At 35.0% G+C, this 18,100-nt stretch carries 13 protein-coding genes; 3 read left to right on the forward strand and 10 right to left on the reverse strand.

The window, feature by feature from the left end; translation table 11 throughout:
* The first annotated feature begins 112 nt into the window (after nt 1-112).
* A complete protein-coding gene (locus HNQ37_RS03750; protein ID WP_183539442.1) occupies nt 113-2,212 on the forward strand; it encodes a heavy metal translocating P-type ATPase in 2,100 nt (699 codons plus the stop codon).
* A 44-nt stretch (nt 2,213-2,256) separates the two neighbouring features.
* Here HNQ37_RS03750 and HNQ37_RS03755 read toward each other — a convergent pair whose 3' ends face one another.
* The 3 genes from HNQ37_RS03755 to HNQ37_RS03765 all read right to left on the reverse strand — a co-directional run bounded on the left by HNQ37_RS03755 (nt 2,257) and on the right by HNQ37_RS03765 (nt 6,599).
* Entirely contained in the window at nt 2,257-2,670 is a 414-nt protein-coding gene (locus tag HNQ37_RS03755; protein WP_183539443.1) for a hypothetical protein, read from the reverse strand.
* Nucleotides 2,671-2,681: 11 nt separating this feature from the next.
* Entirely contained in the window at nt 2,682-4,874 is a 2,193-nt protein-coding gene (locus HNQ37_RS03760; RefSeq protein WP_183539444.1) for an LTA synthase family protein, read from the reverse strand.
* 345 nt (nt 4,875-5,219) lie between these two features.
* The gene (locus HNQ37_RS03765) at nt 5,220-6,599 is read right to left on the reverse strand and encodes an ISLre2 family transposase (protein ID WP_183539445.1); all 1,380 of its coding nucleotides are present in this window, start codon (nt 6,597-6,599) and stop codon (nt 5,220-5,222) included.
* Nucleotides 6,600-6,830: 231 nt separating this feature from the next.
* On the opposite strand from HNQ37_RS03765, the gene HNQ37_RS03770 reads away from it, so the two are divergent.
* Nucleotides 6,831-6,986, forward strand: coding sequence for a hypothetical protein (locus HNQ37_RS03770; protein ID WP_183539446.1), 156 nt, complete (start codon nt 6,831-6,833; stop codon nt 6,984-6,986).
* Nucleotides 6,987-7,269: 283 nt separating this feature from the next.
* Here HNQ37_RS03770 and HNQ37_RS03775 read toward each other — a convergent pair whose 3' ends face one another.
* The 7 genes from HNQ37_RS03775 to HNQ37_RS03805 all read right to left on the reverse strand — a co-directional run bounded on the left by HNQ37_RS03775 (nt 7,270) and on the right by HNQ37_RS03805 (nt 16,281).
* On the reverse strand, nt 7,270-8,229 hold the full coding sequence (locus tag HNQ37_RS03775; protein ID WP_183539447.1) for a glycosyltransferase family 2 protein: 960 nt from the start codon (nt 8,227-8,229) through the stop codon (nt 7,270-7,272).
* Nucleotides 8,230-8,290: 61 nt separating this feature from the next.
* Nucleotides 8,291-9,043: a YibE/F family protein gene (locus HNQ37_RS03780; protein WP_183539448.1), complete on the reverse strand. Its 753-nt coding sequence runs from the start codon at nt 9,041-9,043 to the stop codon at nt 8,291-8,293.
* Nucleotides 9,043-10,101, reverse strand: coding sequence for a YibE/F family protein (locus HNQ37_RS03785; protein WP_246415592.1), 1,059 nt, complete (start codon nt 10,099-10,101; stop codon nt 9,043-9,045). The genes HNQ37_RS03780 and HNQ37_RS03785 overlap by 1 nt, the downstream gene beginning before the upstream one ends.
* Before the next feature lie 20 nt (nt 10,102-10,121).
* Nucleotides 10,122-12,212, reverse strand: coding sequence for a hypothetical protein (locus HNQ37_RS03790; protein ID WP_183539452.1), 2,091 nt, complete (start codon nt 12,210-12,212; stop codon nt 10,122-10,124).
* On the reverse strand, nt 12,196-13,758 hold the full coding sequence (locus tag HNQ37_RS03795) for a glycosyltransferase family 39 protein (RefSeq protein ID WP_183539454.1): 1,563 nt from the start codon (nt 13,756-13,758) through the stop codon (nt 12,196-12,198). Before HNQ37_RS03795 ends, HNQ37_RS03790 begins: the two co-directional genes overlap by 17 nt.
* Nucleotides 13,715-14,140 (reverse strand): EbsA family protein, encoded by a 426-nt coding sequence (locus tag HNQ37_RS03800; protein ID WP_183539456.1) that lies wholly within the window; start codon nt 14,138-14,140, stop codon nt 13,715-13,717. Before HNQ37_RS03800 ends, HNQ37_RS03795 begins: the two co-directional genes overlap by 44 nt.
* The gene (locus tag HNQ37_RS03805; RefSeq protein ID WP_246415594.1) at nt 14,140-16,281 is read right to left on the reverse strand and encodes an LTA synthase family protein; all 2,142 of its coding nucleotides are present in this window, start codon (nt 16,279-16,281) and stop codon (nt 14,140-14,142) included. Before HNQ37_RS03805 ends, HNQ37_RS03800 begins: the two co-directional genes overlap by 1 nt.
* A 1,417-nt stretch (nt 16,282-17,698) precedes the next feature.
* Between HNQ37_RS03805 and HNQ37_RS03810 the strand changes: the two genes are divergently transcribed.
* Nucleotides 17,699-18,025: a hypothetical protein gene (locus HNQ37_RS03810; RefSeq protein ID WP_183539461.1), complete on the forward strand. Its 327-nt coding sequence runs from the start codon at nt 17,699-17,701 to the stop codon at nt 18,023-18,025.
* Nucleotides 18,026-18,100 lie beyond the last annotated feature (75 nt).

Raw genomic sequence — 18,100 nt, forward strand, 5'->3', positions numbered from 1 at the left:
TGAAAATTCCTTTGAAGAAAAATGAAACCCTTGTCAAGGCAAGGGAGAATGCAAGTGTTGAGAGTTTTATGGTTGAAGTCATTGAAATTGGCTATCATCTTCTAGGTTAAAGATGCGCAAGCAAAATTTTATTATCATAGGTATGAATAATGCCAAGGGTGCAAATATAATTTTGAGGGCATTGAATTCTTCTGATCAAGTTGAAAAAGCAATTGTCAATATTGCAACTGGAAAGGTCAAAATCAGAGTAAAAGACAGCTTTTCAGATGGTGAGATCATCAAACTGGTTGAAGATGTTGGCTTTGATGCTATTGTATATGATAAAGTTCGCAAAATGAAGGATTGGAAAGTTCAATTTAAAAAAAACCGAAATTTGAAAATATCTTTTTGGTTATCGTTAATCTTTACCACTCCGGTTGTTATGGCTACAATTGGTGATGTTTTTGGTTGGGGGCTTTTTAGAAACTTTCATATTATTTGGATTCAGCTGGCACTTGCAACTCCTGTACAATTTATTGTTGGTTGGCGTTTTTATCGTGGGGCCTACTATGCTCTGAAGAATAAATCTGTAAATATGGATGTTCTCGTAGCTATTGGAACGACTAGTGCTTATTTTTCAAGTTTAATTTTTGCAGTCTTTCTCGGTAAGATGGATGCGTTAAATTTTGAGTCGTGTATGGGAATCATTACTCTGATTGTTATGGGGAGACTCCTTGAACAGAATTCCAAGGAAAAAATTTCAAATGTGATTGCAACACTTATGTCTGGTCGCGAGAAATATGTTCACACAGCCAAAGGCGATATGAAAATTGAAACTGTTCAAGCTTCTGATCATATTCGAATATTTGCTGGTGAAAAAGTACCTTTGGATGTGGAGATTATTTCTGGTAGGGCTTCCTTTGATGAAAGTTGCATCTCAGATGAATCGCTTCCTGTAATAAAATCTGAAGGGGATATGCTAAATGAAGGAGCCCTCACCCTGGACGGAGAAATTCAAGCGATGGTAATTCATGAAATTGAAGATTCGACAACTGCAAAAACAGTTAGCCTCATGTTAGAAGATAAATGCTCAAAATCCAATGTAAGAAAATACGCAGAAAAAATTTATGCTATATTTGTACCGGTTGTACTTTTGATTGCTATTTTGACTCTTATACTGACCCTTGTTTTCTCACATGATTTATTAACTTCGATGATGCACGCAGTGGCTGTGTTAATTATTTCATGCCCGTGTGCGCTGGGTTTGGCAATGCCTACAGCGCTAATTTCAGGAAAGGTGTTATCTAGTAATCATGGTATTTTGATCAAAGATACCAATGCATTGGAGTTAGCTGGACAAATTAAAACTGTTTTCTTTGACAAGATAAGTACGATTACTACAGGTGAATTCGAAATGAATGATTTTACAGGTGATGAATTTGAATATAAAGTACTCGCTTCGCTTGAAGCACAGTCAAAACATCCACTCGCTAGGGCAGTTGAATTAAAAGAAGTTTTTGATGTAAGTGATTTTAAAGAAATTATGGGGCTTGGCCTGACAGGTGTCATCAATGGGATTTCATATTATGCTGGTAATGATAAGTTGATGCGTCAGAATAACGTTAATATTGAGGAGAAGAATAGCAAAGCCATATATCTGGCTGTGGCAGGTAAGTTAATTGCTACTGCAACTTTTAAATCTTCCATTAAAGCAGATAGCATTCGGGTTATAAAGTACCTCAAAAAGCATAGAGTGAAAACTGTTTTGTTGACTAGTGGCAATGAAATAGAAGCCAGAAGAATTCAGTATGAAGTTCAGTTGGATGAAGTAAAAGCTGGTCTCTCGTCAAATGAAAAGCTTGAGTTAGTTGCACAAACACCAGATGCAATGCTAGTAGGAGACGGATTCAATGATTCAATAGCATTAGCAGCCGCAAGCGTCGGTGTGGCAATGGCAACAGGATCTAATCTTTCAATGGAAGCAGGGGTTGTCACCGTGATTAGTGAGAAGCTTTGGAAAATACCAGAACTCATAAGAATATCACACAAAACTATTCAAAAAGTTAAGCAAAATTATTTTTTGGCTTTTGTTTATAATATAATTGCTATACCACTTGCAGCTTTTGGTTTACTAAATCCAATGATTGTGCTGGTAGTTATGAGCTTATCGAGTATATCAGTCATCGTGAATTCTATTCTTTTGACTCAAGAAAAAATTAAAGTAATAGATTGAAAGGTTTGATTCATTTGAGTCAAACCTTTTTTGAATAGTAAATTTTACTCACTTTCAGAAGCAACTACACTTTCGAGTAGATCTGCTTTTTGAAATCTATCCTTAAGAAGATTCAAACCATTTCCAACTGAAAGAAAGCGGTAATACTTTCCTGCATAATTAAACTGAAAAGTATATTTTCCAGTGTGAACCCCACTTACATACCTCAAGTCAACTTCAACGAGCTTTGCACTGAAAAGTTTCGTAAAATAGAAACTATTTTCGATAAACATGAAACGTCGTGGCCAAATTAGGTAGAACAGGAAAGCTATAAATATCCAAAAGAGAAGGTTCAAAAAAAGATTATTTTTTTGCCCAGACTCGAGAACCAGAATTTGCTGAAAAGCCAAAATAATTACTAACCAGATCCAAGAAGTCCGATATATATTGGTGAAATGTACGAAATATCCAGATTGCATTAATTAACTCCTTATTTTGATGGCTTATATTTTGGTTTATCAGCTCCGTTGATCAACTCAGGGGCATTAGTGATAAAATTATTCCAGCTTGTCTTATTTCCGTTCTGTGACCAGAGTGAGGTTGAACCTGCACCAAGGCTTTTTTGTTGATTAGCTAAACGTTTCAAAGTAGTTTTAAATGAGTAGTCATAATTTGTTGTATTCACGGGTTTGAAGTCATCAGGTGTGTAGAACCGTAATAGGTTTTGATTATTTAAATTGTCTGACATTTGAAGTAGTTGGGCTACTTTCATTTTAGTATCGGCTACATACTTGACTTGGTCAGGAGTCGGTGCTGTTATTGGAAGACCTGTTTGGGTATCGTAAAACACTTTTGAACTTATGGATGGCAAAGTGATGGTTGGTGTGACAAAACCGCCATTACGGAGCGCGACATAGTCAGCTCTTCCTGAAGCAAACATATCTTGCCCAAACTGAACATATTTACTGGTATCAACGCCAAGAAGATGCTCAATAGTCGGCATTACATCAAGTTCTCCCACATAGGTATTGATGATATGCCCACTAGTGTTGCCAGGAATATTAATCATAAATGGGGTCTTTTGGAGTTGAGTCCAGTCGAAATCATTGTAATCCGTCTGGTTGAAATGAGGAGCGTCAGTAGCAGTTTTGAGAATGGTTGACAAGTCAGCGCTGTTGGAATCGGGAATACCAAAGTGATCTCCATAAAGAACGATCATTGATTTATCATAAAGCCCCGTTACTTTCAAGTAATCATAAAATTCTTTGATAGCTTGATCAAGGTAATGAGCAGTCACAAAGTATTTATCAATCAGTTTGTTACCACTATCTGTCGTCTTGAAATTTGGATCCCAATCATCTTGAGAAATATCATAATTCAGGTGATTGGATACTGTTAAATATTTAACATAGAAAGGTTGCTGAAGCTGTTCAAGGTAGGGCACTGAATCATGGAAAAGTAATTTGTCTTTTACACCATAGCTTGTTAGAGTTGCATTATTGGCATCAAAGTAGGACTGATCAAAGAAGTTTTGGTAACCCATTGACTTGTAGCTATTGATACGATTATAGAAAGAACCAGCATTACCATGGAATACAGCAGTGGAATAACCTTGAGTCTGGCTCAGAATTGAAGGCATCGCCTGGAAAGTTTGAGTCGCCCCATCTTTTGACAAGAAAGAACCTGCGGGCAAACCAAAAGTTGAAGTTTCGAGTAATGTCTCAGCATCAGAAGTTTTTCCCTGACCGATTTGGCTATAGAAGTTATTGAAACCATAAGTCTCGGTTGAATGGTAGATTGAGTTTAAAAAGGGTGTTACAACATGTTGTTGATTGTCAGTTCCTGTAATACTTAAGTCAACCAAGAATTGTTGAAAACTTTCCAAATGAATCAAAATTACGTTTTTCTTTTGAACACCTTGTGATTGTTCGAAGGTGATGTTTGGAGCTAGATAACGGTTGTCTTTAATGTACTTTTGAATATTTTGAAGGGTACTAAGTTTTGCATTGGCACGTTGTGAATTTGCTAGGTGAGTATAGTATGAATCAGTCAACATCCATGGACCTAAACCGAGATAACGTACTACGTAAGTCTTGTCAGACTGAGCTCTGGCCATAATTAATTGTGGCTTGATTACATCAGCTGCCCAAAAGTTTAAACCAAAGAGCATTAGAGCAAAGGAAAACCAGGTAAATGCTCTTTTTGTTTCAATAGGACGCTTATCAATTTTAATTCGTTTCACAATAAACAAAACAATAATTATTATAAAATCTATCCAATAAATAAAATCCCACATATTTGTTGGAATTGAGTCTACCCCCAGAGCTCCAGTCCCAAACATACGTGATCCACTAATGATTGTATCAATGGTCAAAAAGTCTGTGAACTCTCGATAATAATTGATATTACCAAATAGAATAAGAGTGGCTAAGGCTGATAGACATCCGATTGCTGTGTAAAATATCGGAGTTCGCTTGATAAAAAGTGTTAGGCTAAAGGCTGCAATGGTGAAAGAAAAGGGGTTTATAAAAATCATCAAATTATCTACCACACCAACACCGCGGAGGTTAAAAACGGATATATATGCAATAAGTGTCTTAATCCATAAAAAAATAGCTAGATACCATACCAAGCCAATACGAGTATTAAAAGCGGAAAGTAGTCGTTTTACAAAATTTAACATGTTGTAATTTTACCATTTTTTTAAGAAAGTTAACTGAGATTAAAATTTTGCTGTATCTAAAATTTTAGGAAATTATTAAAGAAAATAGCTTTCCGATTGTAAATAATTAAATTTAATTTTTGGATAAATTATAATTTAAATTTAGCGGCAAATTGTAAAATTAGTTTGGTCACCTGAAGCAAGAAAAAACATCTGGATCTCTTATACTTGAATTTGAAAGAACAAAAAGTAGAAGAGAATTCAGATGCAAACTCATTCTAACATAAAAGGTAAATGTTTAGCACTGATTGAGCGACGGGTAAGTGTCAAATAATTGGCTGTAAATCTTCAAAACTGAATTTTTGTTTATATTTTAAAGCCCATCCTGAGCTTATGAGATCCAAGATGTACTTGGTAAAGTGAAGTGTAATCCCATTTCATCACCTTCTTGAACTCTGAGGTTGGCTTCTGATAAGTCCTAAATAAACTTTGCCAGTCGTAAGCAGGCACTTCAATTTCAGGAAGGAAGTCATAATCCGTGTAGGTGTTAAAGTTTTGATTCCGACGTGCACTAAGCAATTTAACCATCACCTGAGCGCCGGCTTCACGCCAACGTCGTCCTTGTTTCTTCATCCGATAAGTATAGAGACGGTGGTGACTCTCACAAGTGCCAATGACTGCCTCAAAATCTTTGAGAAGGGGACGTTGTTTGAAAGGCTTGAGTGAGCGCCAATTGCGATTAATGTAAGCTTGAAGTAAGTGCAGGTTCTCAAGTTCTTCTGGTGTTTCACACAAGCTCTCAATCGTCTCATAAAGCGGAACCAAGCTGTCAGAAGCGTAAGCGTACAGCGCCTGTTGAAAATCCTTCACCAATTCCGGCACAAACTTCAGGCGTTCCTTGATCTTCTTGTTCACGTGATAACGGTCCACAAAGTGCTCGTGGCACAATGCTTCGCCACACAAGCTGTCAAAGTCTCTCTTTTGGTAGCCTGAACCTTCGTCGGAGTTACTCACAATCACCGTCTCACGTAAGTCATAGGTCTGACCCAAATAGTTTTCGAGCGCTTCAAAAGCTTTCTCTCGGTCCAAATCAATGAATTCTTGGGAGTGGCGAAGTTCCATACGCTGTTTCCCCACTTTTTGACGGCCTTCACAGACTTGAAGACGGTGAAGATAAAAGTTCCCTCCGCCTTGTTTTCCTACAGAGAATGCATCCCCTTCTAGATACAAAACTTTGACTTTTCGTGTCCCTGACGTTGGCGCATTCGCCAAGGCATTACTTTGATTGCGGTCAATCTCTTGACCTATTTGCTTCGCCAATTGTTGGAGCTGTTGGTGACTGATCGTGAGGGGAGAAACCAAATTAATGAGCTCTGACACTTTCCTAAATACACCCAGTGTGCTCGCTTGTGCGAAAACATTCTGAACGTACTTAGACGGACGTTGTTTTGACGCTAAGCCGAGCAAGTGATCCACGGGATAAAATACTTCTCCAGCTTTAACATACGCCCGACGGCGAAAGGTGACCGTCCCAAAGAAGAAACTCACTGATCGACTGCGACGCTTGGCGATTTGATACCCTTTCTCCCTCATGGAAGCGACCATCTGAGTATCCAACATTTCCAGGGCTTGACCTACCAAATCACTCACCAAGTGTTCTAAAAAATGATTCAAGCTACTTTCGCGTTCTAAAATACCCGCTTTATTTGTCAAAATCTCCGTTATCTGTGTTAAAATCGAGTCCATAAGAACCTTTCTAAGTTGTTTTCGCAAACTCAATTTTAAAGGTTCTTTTTCTTTTTGTCCTTTTTCTGAAATCAAAAAGCGATCACTCTTTCGAGCTACCGCCAATTATTTTACACTTATGAGCGACGGCGGAGGTGAATTATGTTTCTTATGAGGCACGTCGAAGGATGACCCTAAAAGTTTACAAAGGTTTTAAATACTTTGATTTCAAGGGGTATCCAAGAGAAACCATTGTTTGAAGTGCACCCTCATAAGCTTTCTCGCCCTGTCTGTTTACGAATGCTCTATCACTTTAAATTTCTTACTTTGGATAATGGTCGTGAATTTGCATGCCACCATGAAGCAATGGCTTATTCTGTTTACTATCATGCTCATGGCGAACTTTGAGCGTGGAATTAAAAAAATCATAATCGGATGATCGACGTTTTTTGCGTAAGGGAACACAAACACCTACAAAAAAATTGTGACGGCTATTGATGATTGAATTAATTTATATCCAAGAAAATGCTCAATTATAAAAGTTCAAATCAAATTTAAAATTGGCTAACTTATAATTGCAATTTTCCATTTAAACTCAAAATAATATTTCATCATAAGAAAAGACCATCCTAACTTTGGAAAGTCCATATTCCTGAGATCATATTACATTATACAAAAGAAAATTTTAAAATTATTGCTTATTAATAAAATCTTGGATAATATATCTTGGTCGTTGCTTAACTTCATTGAAAATTTTACCAACATATTCACCAATGATACCTAGTGCGAGAAGCTGCAATCCACCAAATCCAACAATGGCAACCATGGTTGACGACCAGCCAATAGCTGTATCTTTCGTAATACGACTGAGGAATACATAGATACCTCCAAGTATAGCCAAAACAAAGGCCAATAAACCTACCCAAAAGATAATTCGCATTGGAGTTGCTGACATTGAGGTTATACCATCAATTGCAAATGAAATCATTTTCTTGAGAGGATATTTTGATTCGCCAGCAAAACGCTCACCGCGCTTGTAATAAATGATGTCTGATTTAAAACCTACTAGTGGAACCATGCCACGCAAAAAGAGATTTACTTCACCAAATTGTGCAAGTCCATTGAGAGCACGATGGCTCATCAAACGAAAATCAGCCGAGTTTGGTACATTTTCTGATCCTAATAACTTCATCAAACTATAATACATACCAGCAGTTCCACGTTTAAAACTTGTATCAGTATCACGGTTATCACGAACACCATAAACTACATCAATACCTTCATTGACAAATTTTTCAATCATTTCATCTATTACATTGATATCATCTTGTAAGTCTGCATCCATAGAAATTACGCAATCAGAAAGATCTTTAACTGTCATTAAACCAGCAAGGAGGGCATTTTGATGTCCACGATTACGTGAAAGGTTGATCCCAGAAAACAAATCTGGTTTTTTTGTATGAAGATTTGAAATCATTTTCCAAGTGGAATCTTTTGAACCATCATTTACGAAACAAATTCGTGATTTTTCAGATATTTTTTGATTTTCAATCAGCTCATGATATTTTTTCTCAAGTCTTGAAGAAGTTTCATCAAGCACAAGTTCTTCATTATAACAAGGGAGTACCATGTATAAAATTGGTTGTTTCATTTTTCTCATTTCTTCTCAATGAATAACATTAAAATAATAAACTTTCAAGCTTAATTTAAAATTAAATGCTCTTTTTTCGCTCCATTATAACATAATGACTAGCTAACTCAATTGTGAAAATAATTGCCAAGATACCTAAAAACATTGTCATGGCTTCTGCGAGTAATAATTTAGAATTGATAATAAGTGACAAATTTTCATTCAAGTTAACATACCAAAGGATTAGAGGAAGAGAACTTCCTAACATTCCAAAGAAAAGCGTATTTATCGCAGTTCCCATAATTTGCTTTGAAATTAGTAAACGTTCTGCAGCCAAGCTAGACGAAGAAATATAAGGATTTTTCTCAATAAGTTCTATTAAGTTAGCTGTAATTGCCATCGCTGCTTCAGCTACTGCTCCAAGCATTGAAATTGTCATGATGGAAACAGCTAAATCAGAAAAATTCAAGCCAACTGAAAGAGAGAGAGTTTCTAATTCATCTGCCTGCTCTACTGAAAAACCTTGTATTTGTGAAAGATATTGAATGATAAAAGCCAGCAATATCAGTGGCAAAACAACAAGAAGACTTGATTTATAAGCAATTGTAGTTACATGATTATCTTCTGAACTCATAAATATGGCAAGTGTCAGTATTATTATACTTGTCGCGAGTGTCAGTAGAAGAAGATTGATCTGCCAGTTTGCCAGTATAATAAAGACAAGGATAACAATAAGATTAAGAAATAAGCCAAAAATATTTCTTAATCCCGTCTTTCCTGAGATGAGAACCATCAAAAGGAGCAAGACTATTGACATAACCAAAATTGTATTCATTAGACTTTCTCCCTTTGTCTAGATAAGAAGAAGGCAGTCAGCCAAGCAGTAATTGGAACAGATAAGATAATTCCAATTGCTGAAATCAGAGTTTGGAGAAGTCCCAAATTTAAAGCAACTGAGAAAATATAAGACCAGCTATTTCCGTTTCTTAGAAGTAAAAATGTCATCGGGAGGGTCCCAGCAATAAAAATCATGAAAAGCACATTTGTGAGGGTCCCTGTAATTTCTTGACCAATGTTAATTCCAGAATGAAAATAGCTTTTCTGATTCGTTTTTGGGTTTTGACGGAATAAAGCAAAGAGTCCAGCCACAATATCACCGCAACAGTCCATTATGGCTCCCAATACGCTTATTGATGCTCCCATAAAGAAAAGGGTTTGCGGATTCTTTGTGACAAATTCCATATATTCAAAGTTAATCCCAATTGAATGAGTCATGCTCAAAAGTATTATGACAAGTAAAAAGGTAAATGTCGTAGATATGATTGTTGTCAAGAAAGTAAAAATCATTTGGCGGTTCAGGCCGAGAACAAAACTTAGTGCACTAAATGAAAAGATAAGGGCTAGTGTTCCATATATCAATAAGCTTGAAATATCAGTGAACTCAAGGTTGAAGCGAATAGCAATTATAAAATAAATAATTGATAGAATGATACTTAAAATTAAGTAGAAGGAGGCTCGCCATCTCATAAAAGTGATCAAAAAGGAGACAATCAAGACAATAATTGCTGCAAGTACGGCATCACGTTTTAGACTTCCAATTTGAAAATGATGCTTGTTTTGATTGAGGATAACTTGTTGACCAATTTGATAGACTTGGCTATCTGTCTGTGATAAGGTTGCAGTATTTTCAATTTGAATAGTTTTTTGAGATTTGTTTAATAACTTTATATTTAATATTTGTGTGATGCTTTTATCATAGTTATTAAATTCATCTTTTACTGTAGATATAGAAGTAGTCTTGATCGCTGTGATTAGTCCAACAGGCTCGGAATACAAAAACTGGTCATTTGAAAAAATGGCAAAGGCAAGTGTTGCCAAAATTATTGGAATCATAAAAATTTTAAAAATAAATTTTACCATTTATGTATGAAGATATTGATGACTAAAAAAAGAATTGCAAAGAAGAAAATCATGACGAATGGGTATTTAGAGACTTCTTTGGATTGAGAAATTACAAAACCGAGTGATGCAGTTTGTCCATTAGGTAATTTTATCAAATAAGGATAGTCTAATGCAATAGGATTCAACATTGCCCGGATACCTACCGTAACGCTGTTTGGATTATAAATTGCAAGTCGATATTGTCCTGCGCTCATATTTGAATTAAAGATCTGATTTACCTGATCAGCAGTTGTATTTTCAGTTTTTATGGTATGACTATCAAAATCAGACCAATTTTTAGAACTGTTCTTCTGAACTTTAAGAGTTAATGGTCCAGTTGTCCCAGTCTGCCACTCAATTTGATTAGCATTTGTTGATAACTCGAATTCCTGATAAATGGTCTCCTTGGGGGAAATCTTGAGTACATCTTTTGAATAACCATAATTATCAGCAGGATGCTGCTGAGCAGTTACCACTATTTTTTGCTTGGGTTGGAGTTGCATAATCGTTGACATAGAAAAAAGAGATAAAACGGAGGCAACTGGCACAAATATTTTAATGAATTTTTTCCAATTGAAATCTTGCTTGAAGATTGATATCTTTTCATAACCAAAAATTGAATCCAAGCTCAAAAGTCCAACAACCAAAAGGAGGCCAATGGTCATAAATTGATAACGCGGTTTAACTTCCCAGATAAAGGTGTGAAATAAAGAAACTCCCATAATAATTAATAGCATAAAACCATAAGAAGATGTCAGATCCTTCTTTTTCTTTAATAAGCTATATGCAATGGAAAAAAGTAGGAGAGCCATTAAAGCTTTTAAAACTATTTCCCAAAAGATATTAATACTTCCGATATTTTCGGTGATAAATGCTGGAGCGTGTGTCCAATTGTAGCGATAATTAAACATGGTATAGTCACTTCCAACTTCAAAAGTTCCCTCTGACCATAAAGTTACAAATTTTATAAAAAATAAAGGAATCAGAAGAAGGTTATAAATCTTTAGTCGGTTGATAATTCCAGCTATGTCAGCGGCTTTGCTGGAAGAATAACCAATATGAAATAGGGTGTAATCTCGATCTGTCGGGCCCCATTCGCCTCCTGATTTCAAGTTCAAGGACTCGTAGATCCAATTCCAAATTGGGAAAACATGCGGATTATTTAGATTATATCCAATTGATTTTGCGATAAGATGATTTGCAAGAATGGCAAAGATTATGCCAAGTATAAATGCAATTGCCATGTAAAGGCATATTTTCCATACATTTAAATATTTCTCTTTTTTCCAATAGGCTAAAATTCCAATAATTAAAATTGCAACTAAAGAAACAATGACATTTGGCCGAGCTAAATAAGCAACCGCAAAGATTATTAAACTAGCAAGGAATTCTAAAAATGTAAAACGTCCTTTTTGGGTTGCTTTATCAAAGATTGAGACAATGATTAAGAGAGAAAGAATAGCTAGTCCATCCGAGTAGCCAACTTGAACAAGAAAGCCTGATAGGACAGGACTACAAAAAATGATCAGCAATGAAAAAACTGAAAGAAAAGGCTTCTTCTGCCAGAGCAACCTAGCAATTAAGATCCAGATTAAAGAGCTAATTATGATGTTGTAGGTATAGAAAACACTATAGAAACTTATGTGTAGAAAACTTGCAGTTTTCATGAAAGCGAGTTCAAGTCCAACTAAAGGGACAAGGTTAGGGTATTGAAGAATCCAAATATCCCAGCTCGTTTGACCTTTAAAGAGTCTTTCTGCCTGAACTTGAGTGTGCCAAGGATCACCAAATAATTCTGCATGTCCGTTCATTGCCCAAAGGATCTCTGTTAAAACTATGAATATGATTAAGACAAAGGCAAAAATTTTTAATTTTTTTTGATTCAATGTTGATAGTTTTTGATAGATCCAGCGCAAAACAAAGAAAAAGCTAATAGCAAGAATAATAACACTAATCGGTTCAACAAAACCTGAGTTCGTAAAGGGTTGCAAAAGCATGGCTAGAAATGCCAAAGAAAATAAGACAAATAAGACTTTAGATAATGATTTATTTAGGAAGTTCATTTTTGGGTACCTTCCGCTCTAAAAGATCAAACAGTCCTTTAACTGCCATAATAATTATGATTGGGGAAAAATTATAAAGGTAACGAGAATTAGCTTCCCAGATCAATAGGAATCCTGACAGTCCAGCTATTGAAAGTCCGAGTATAAACCACTCTGTTTTATAATTTTTAAAGATTGACAAAGCAATTTCATACCACATTAAGGGAACCATAAAAATCCAAAGTAAAGTTTGAGCGGTCTTGATCAGGATCCATCCAGTCACGTTTCCTTCATTTGGTTTAGTCCAGTCAAAATATTTTGCAATGAATGGATTTTGATGATGATAGGTATAGAAGAAGTCACTTAAATCTCCATTAAACCAAGTGTACAAAATCTTTCTACATAATTGTAAAATCACGCCTGGAATACCTTGCTTTTTTAAATTGCTTATAAACAGCTTAATATCTCCGGCTTGTTTGGCAGACTTATTAGTGAATGATTCTGAATAAGCTAAGATATTAGAATCAAAACCACCCCAATGATTTTTAGGAGCAAAAGACATCGTAATCCAATGCATCAAAGGCATATTGTAACGATTATTGTTTTTTTGAGAGAAGGCTGGTTCAGTTGCGATAGTCAGATTTACAACTTCATGCATGCCAAGAAAAAGAATAAATGAAAGTGGTAGCATTATGAGGAGCTTTTTCCATTTCTTATTAAGAAAAAGAAAGAGCACAGCAGCAACAAGAGGAATTGCTACAGTAGGCTTAATATAGTAACCAAAGAAGATTACAACTCCAGCAACGCTCCACCATAGCACTTGTTTCCTAGTGCTGTCAGACTTGATAGCATAGACAATGAAGAGTACCCCTAAGATGGCAAAGGGTAGTGAAGCAGTATCTGTGTATAGCTCAGCTCCATAGAGATAAAACGGTAGAAAACCAAAGGCCACAAGATTATACATCAAAGCCATTTTAACATTTGATATTTTCTTAATAATCAGAGAACCAGCCATAACTGAAATCGTTGTGAAAATTGCGGAAATAAAGGTTGTAAGCCATATTTTTGCTGTAATATTAAAGGGTGCAAAAATATAATTATAGAGCAAACCGAAAAACTGATTATTTGCATACCTAAGAAAATAAAGTCTCTCATTTTCCGTCATAGGCAAATTTTGAAAACTAGTTCCGTGTAATTGACTGGTTAAATTAAAGACTTCAAAAAAATCCCAATTATGTGCAGAATCTGGTACATGGATTATTAGAATAAAAGGAAATACTAAAAGCGAAAAAACCAAAACAATGAATGATACCCTGTAAAATTTTATATGTTTTTCATTTGAGAGACTTGGTAGAAATTTTGCAATTTGGTAAAGAAAATAAATGAAGGCTGCAGAGACAAATATGCAAATATTTCCAAGAATAAAAGCTGTAATATATTTTTCAGACCATTTAGGGGTTTGACTTACAGTATAAGTATTTATCCCAATGACTGTCAAAACAAAGGCAGTCCACCAAAAAATACTAATCCTTTTTGGATGAGTTAAATCTTTTATCAATGTATTCAACTTGATTCTCCTTCAAAGCATTCATTAACAAGTGGTGAGAGCTGCCAAACGCAACAAATTGACAATATCTACCATCATATATAAATTTGATTCTGTTTGAATAAAGCTTGACTGATGAAAGTCGACTTGTTTCAAATTCTTGCATACGTAAACGGAAGTCGCTTGTAAAATAGAGGTGATGGTTCGAAACAAAGAAACGTCTCTGCCGAACTAAGAAATATAAGTAGGCGAGGACAAAAATAATAAGGCTAATCTGCCATGATGTAAAAATCTTCATATTATCTTCATAAAACAGGGTTTCTTGAACAGAGAGTAAAATCACCCACCAAATCCAAGCTAACTTATAATGATTGTTGAGAGGTTGAAAATATCCAGCTTCCATTATTTAGCCCCCTTACTACTTGAAGATTCCGATGTAAAAGTTGACGAGTTACTATTTTCTGGAGTTTTTAATTGATCTGCAGGATTTGGAAAAATATCCTGTGATGAAATTCCGTGATTTTCACTCAGCAAGGCAGTTGATTTAGCTTTAAGCTTATCAATAGATTTTGTTAGACGAGAATTTGTGGCTGAAACAGTGTAAGAAGTAGTCTTTGAAGTAATTGGAATAAAATTAATTGGTGTGTAAAAGCGCAATAAGTCTTCACTGTTTAATGCGTCAGACATATCAAGAAGTTGGTTGACTTCTGCTTGTATCTTGTCGGCCTCAATTTGTTGGCTAGCGTTCAGATTGAGGGGCTGACCCGTATTAGTATCATAATACGTGTTGCTTGTTCCGCTGGCTTTGGTGAGGTCAGCGGTGACCCAACCACGATTTCTTAAAGCAACAAAGTTGGATCGACCAGAAGCAAATAGATCTTGGCCAAATTGAATGTAACCACTAGTGTCTATTCCTAACAGATGTTCTAACGTTGGCATGACATCAATTTCACCTGCATACTCATTTGAGATATGCCCACTCTTACTACCTGGAATATCAATCATGAATGGGACTCTTTGCATCATTGTGTCATTGTAATCTGTCCACTGAGCAGAAGCACTCGTTGTTTTAGGAGTAGAAGAAGGTGATGCACTGGATGAACTAGAAGTTTTAGAAATTGCGGGGTCAACATATGGTGCAAAATATTTTGAGTCAGAACCAGAGATACCATAGTGATCTCCATAAATTACAATGATAGATTTATTATAAAGACCTGTGGCTTTGAGATAATCATAAAACTCTTTGACTGATTGATCAAGGTAATGCGCAGTTAAGAAGTAGTTATCAACAATACTATCTCCCGAGTTAGTCGTTTTAAAAGTAGGATCAAGTTCAGAATTTAATAACCCTGTATAAGGTGTATGGTTTGTAACAGTAAGATACTTCACATAGAAAGGTTGTTGTAATTTTTCTAAATAAGGAATTGAATTATAAAAGAGATATTTATCTTTAACCCCCCAAGCAGTCGAATTTTCGGAGTTTTCAGACCAGAATGATTGATCCATAAAATTTTGATAACCCATTGATCTATAAGTATTTACACGATTATAGAAAGTACCAACATTACCATGAAAAACTGCAGAAGAATAACCATCTTGCTGATTCAATATTGCAGGCATGGCTTGAAAAGTTTGGGTAGATCCTAGATTTTGGAAGAGAGAACCAGTCGGAAGGCCAAAGGTAGAAGTTTCAAGCATGTTTTCTGCATCAGAAGTTTTCCCTTGGCCTACTTGATTAAAGAAGTTGCTAAATGAATAGACTGAGTTTCCTGTATTCGTATTATTATAAAGAGAGTTCAAAAAAGGAGTCACTTCTTGTCCATTAATTTTAAGGTTAATTAAATCTTGTTGAAAGCTCTCTAAATGGATTTCAATCAAATTACGGTTTTTGCCAATTGATTGCATTGAAGTGTTAGATGTCAAATAACGATTTTGCTCGATATATTGTTGAACTTTTGTAAAATCGGATTTATTAGCAATTGAACGAGCCTGATTGGCAATATGAACATACCACCCATTCGTTACTAGCCAAGGACCAAGCCCTAAATAACGAACAACATATGTATCATCATATTGAGCCTGGCGACTGACCAGACGATGTTCGGTCATGTCAGCCATCCAGAAGTTCAAGCCAAAAAGCATCAAGCAGAGTGAGAAAATTTTGAAGGAAAATTGTTTTCCATAGAAATTTTCATCGGTCTTGATCTTTTTTAAAACAAAAAGTACGAGAATAACAATAAAGTCAAGCCAAAAGACAATATCATACCAATAAACTGGAATTGAGGCAAAGTCGAATCCATGACCCATCATACCAGCTCCACCGCTAATTGTATTTACAGATAAAAAGTCTGAAAATTCACGGTAATACAAAACATTCCCAAAAACAAGCAGTGAACCAAGAAAGTCAAGAGTAAAAGTTGCCAGGTAAAAAAGTTGTTTCCTTCGAATAAAAAGGGTAAGCGAAAAAATGACGGATGTAAATCCAATTGGATTTACAATCATCAATAAATAATCTGCTAAATCAGCTGAGTGCAAATTCTTCATCACGAGGAAGTATGCCAGCATGGTCTTAAGCCAAATAAAAAATACGAACCAAAATAATAATCCAAGTCTTGAATTAAAAGTGTTAAATAATCTTTTCAAAATTTTACCTCAGAAGAATAGAAACTCACTAATATGGAATATTCTATCACAAAAATATAACACACTCCCAGTTTTTAATAAATCCCCTTCAATTTTTACAGAAATTTGCAGGAAATTAAGTTACGGTTAAGATAAATTTCTTACATAATTTTTTTTATTATAGAATGGCATTAGGGGGTATTTGCATGTTATAACTTGTGTTCAAGCCATTCAATGTTGATAATCCCATTTATAACTATGAAGTTTTTTACTTGGGTAGCAACTGCTATGTCGTCAAAGAGATTTCTACTGGCACAACTGGAAGAGTAAATGATTTCGCATCAAGCACAAAAAGATGAAGAATAAATACAAAGCAATATAGATAGGATTCTTATTACGAGTGAATCAAATAATACTTAAATTAATGGCAAAGTGTAATTTTGAATTGTTTTACCATTATATCATAGGTAAATTAGTGGGTCTCAGTGACTATCAACGCCGATAACAGCAATATTTTTAGCACCTTTTATCTTTGATGAAAATATACAGCACTTGGTTAAAGATTGTACTACTTTTAAAGCTGTGTTTCTTGCAAGAGGCGAACAGCTTCATCTTCCTTCTATGAAGCAAACAGATATGACTAAAAACTTGAAAAAATCGGAGATATTTTTATAAAAATATTATGAAGTATTTTGGATTCGCCCTCTTTGCAAATGTTGCAAAGAGAACAAAATTTATAAAACGAAATCATAAAATAAGATCAGAATGGCAGCCTAAATTACCTTTCTGATTTGACTATTTTGTACAATTTAATTTTCTTTCATTGGATTTTCCTTTTTGGCGAGCATGGAATTTAATTTTTAAAGACATAACTCGCTAATTCATCTCCGATCTCATTGGACTTAAGGAGTAAGTCATCTTGTAAAAGTTTTTTCTGGATCCTAGTCTCTATTCTGAGATAATTTTAAAACTTTTAATAATCAAATTGAAAATGAGATTGGTTAAATCAGTTGTATGGTTTGTTTAGGATTAAACAATTGAAATAATTCACCTTGTTTTTTTGCTTTCTAGGTAATATTGTAGTAAAGCTTAATTTCTTTCAAAACGTGAATATATTCCAAAAACAAATGTCCAAATAAAAGCTTCTACGGCAGGATACAAAGTCTGCCGACTAAAGAAAAGAGTGAGATGAAGACATGGCAAAGATTAGAGCTAAAAAGGAACAGTCAGTGTAGTTTTTGGAGTTAAGAAGCCGTCATGATCAAAATCAGATGATTGACGATATTTTCATAAACTATTATATAGTGCAAGAAAATACACAATTAAAAAGAGGTTAGTGGTGCAAGAAGTAGCAGAGTCAAAAACATTTTTAATCTGTGGAATAAAAATCAGAAGAGGTGAGAAAAGTATCATGACGACAGCAAATAGAGAGAATAGAAAACTAAGTAGAACCCAATATTTAGAAATCTTGGTAAAAGTAATTTTAATTTTCCTCTGTCGTGTTGCTGTGCCAAGACATAGATATTACGAGTTTCTGAAAAGGGTGTGCTGTTTAGTGCAGATGCTGCTTATCAAAATGATTTTATTTTGCAAACTTTATAGTCAAATTTGGATGAAAAAAATTGAGTATTTGGTTTTTAAAAATTTTGGAAAATTGCAATTATAAGTTAGCCAGTTTTAGCATCTGTTTTGAATTTTTATAATTGAACATTTTTCTTGGGTAAGAATTAATCCAACCTTC

The sequence above is a fragment of the Lactovum miscens genome (assembly GCF_014202895.1).
Lineage (GTDB): Bacteria > Bacillota > Bacilli > Lactobacillales > Streptococcaceae > Lactovum > Lactovum miscens.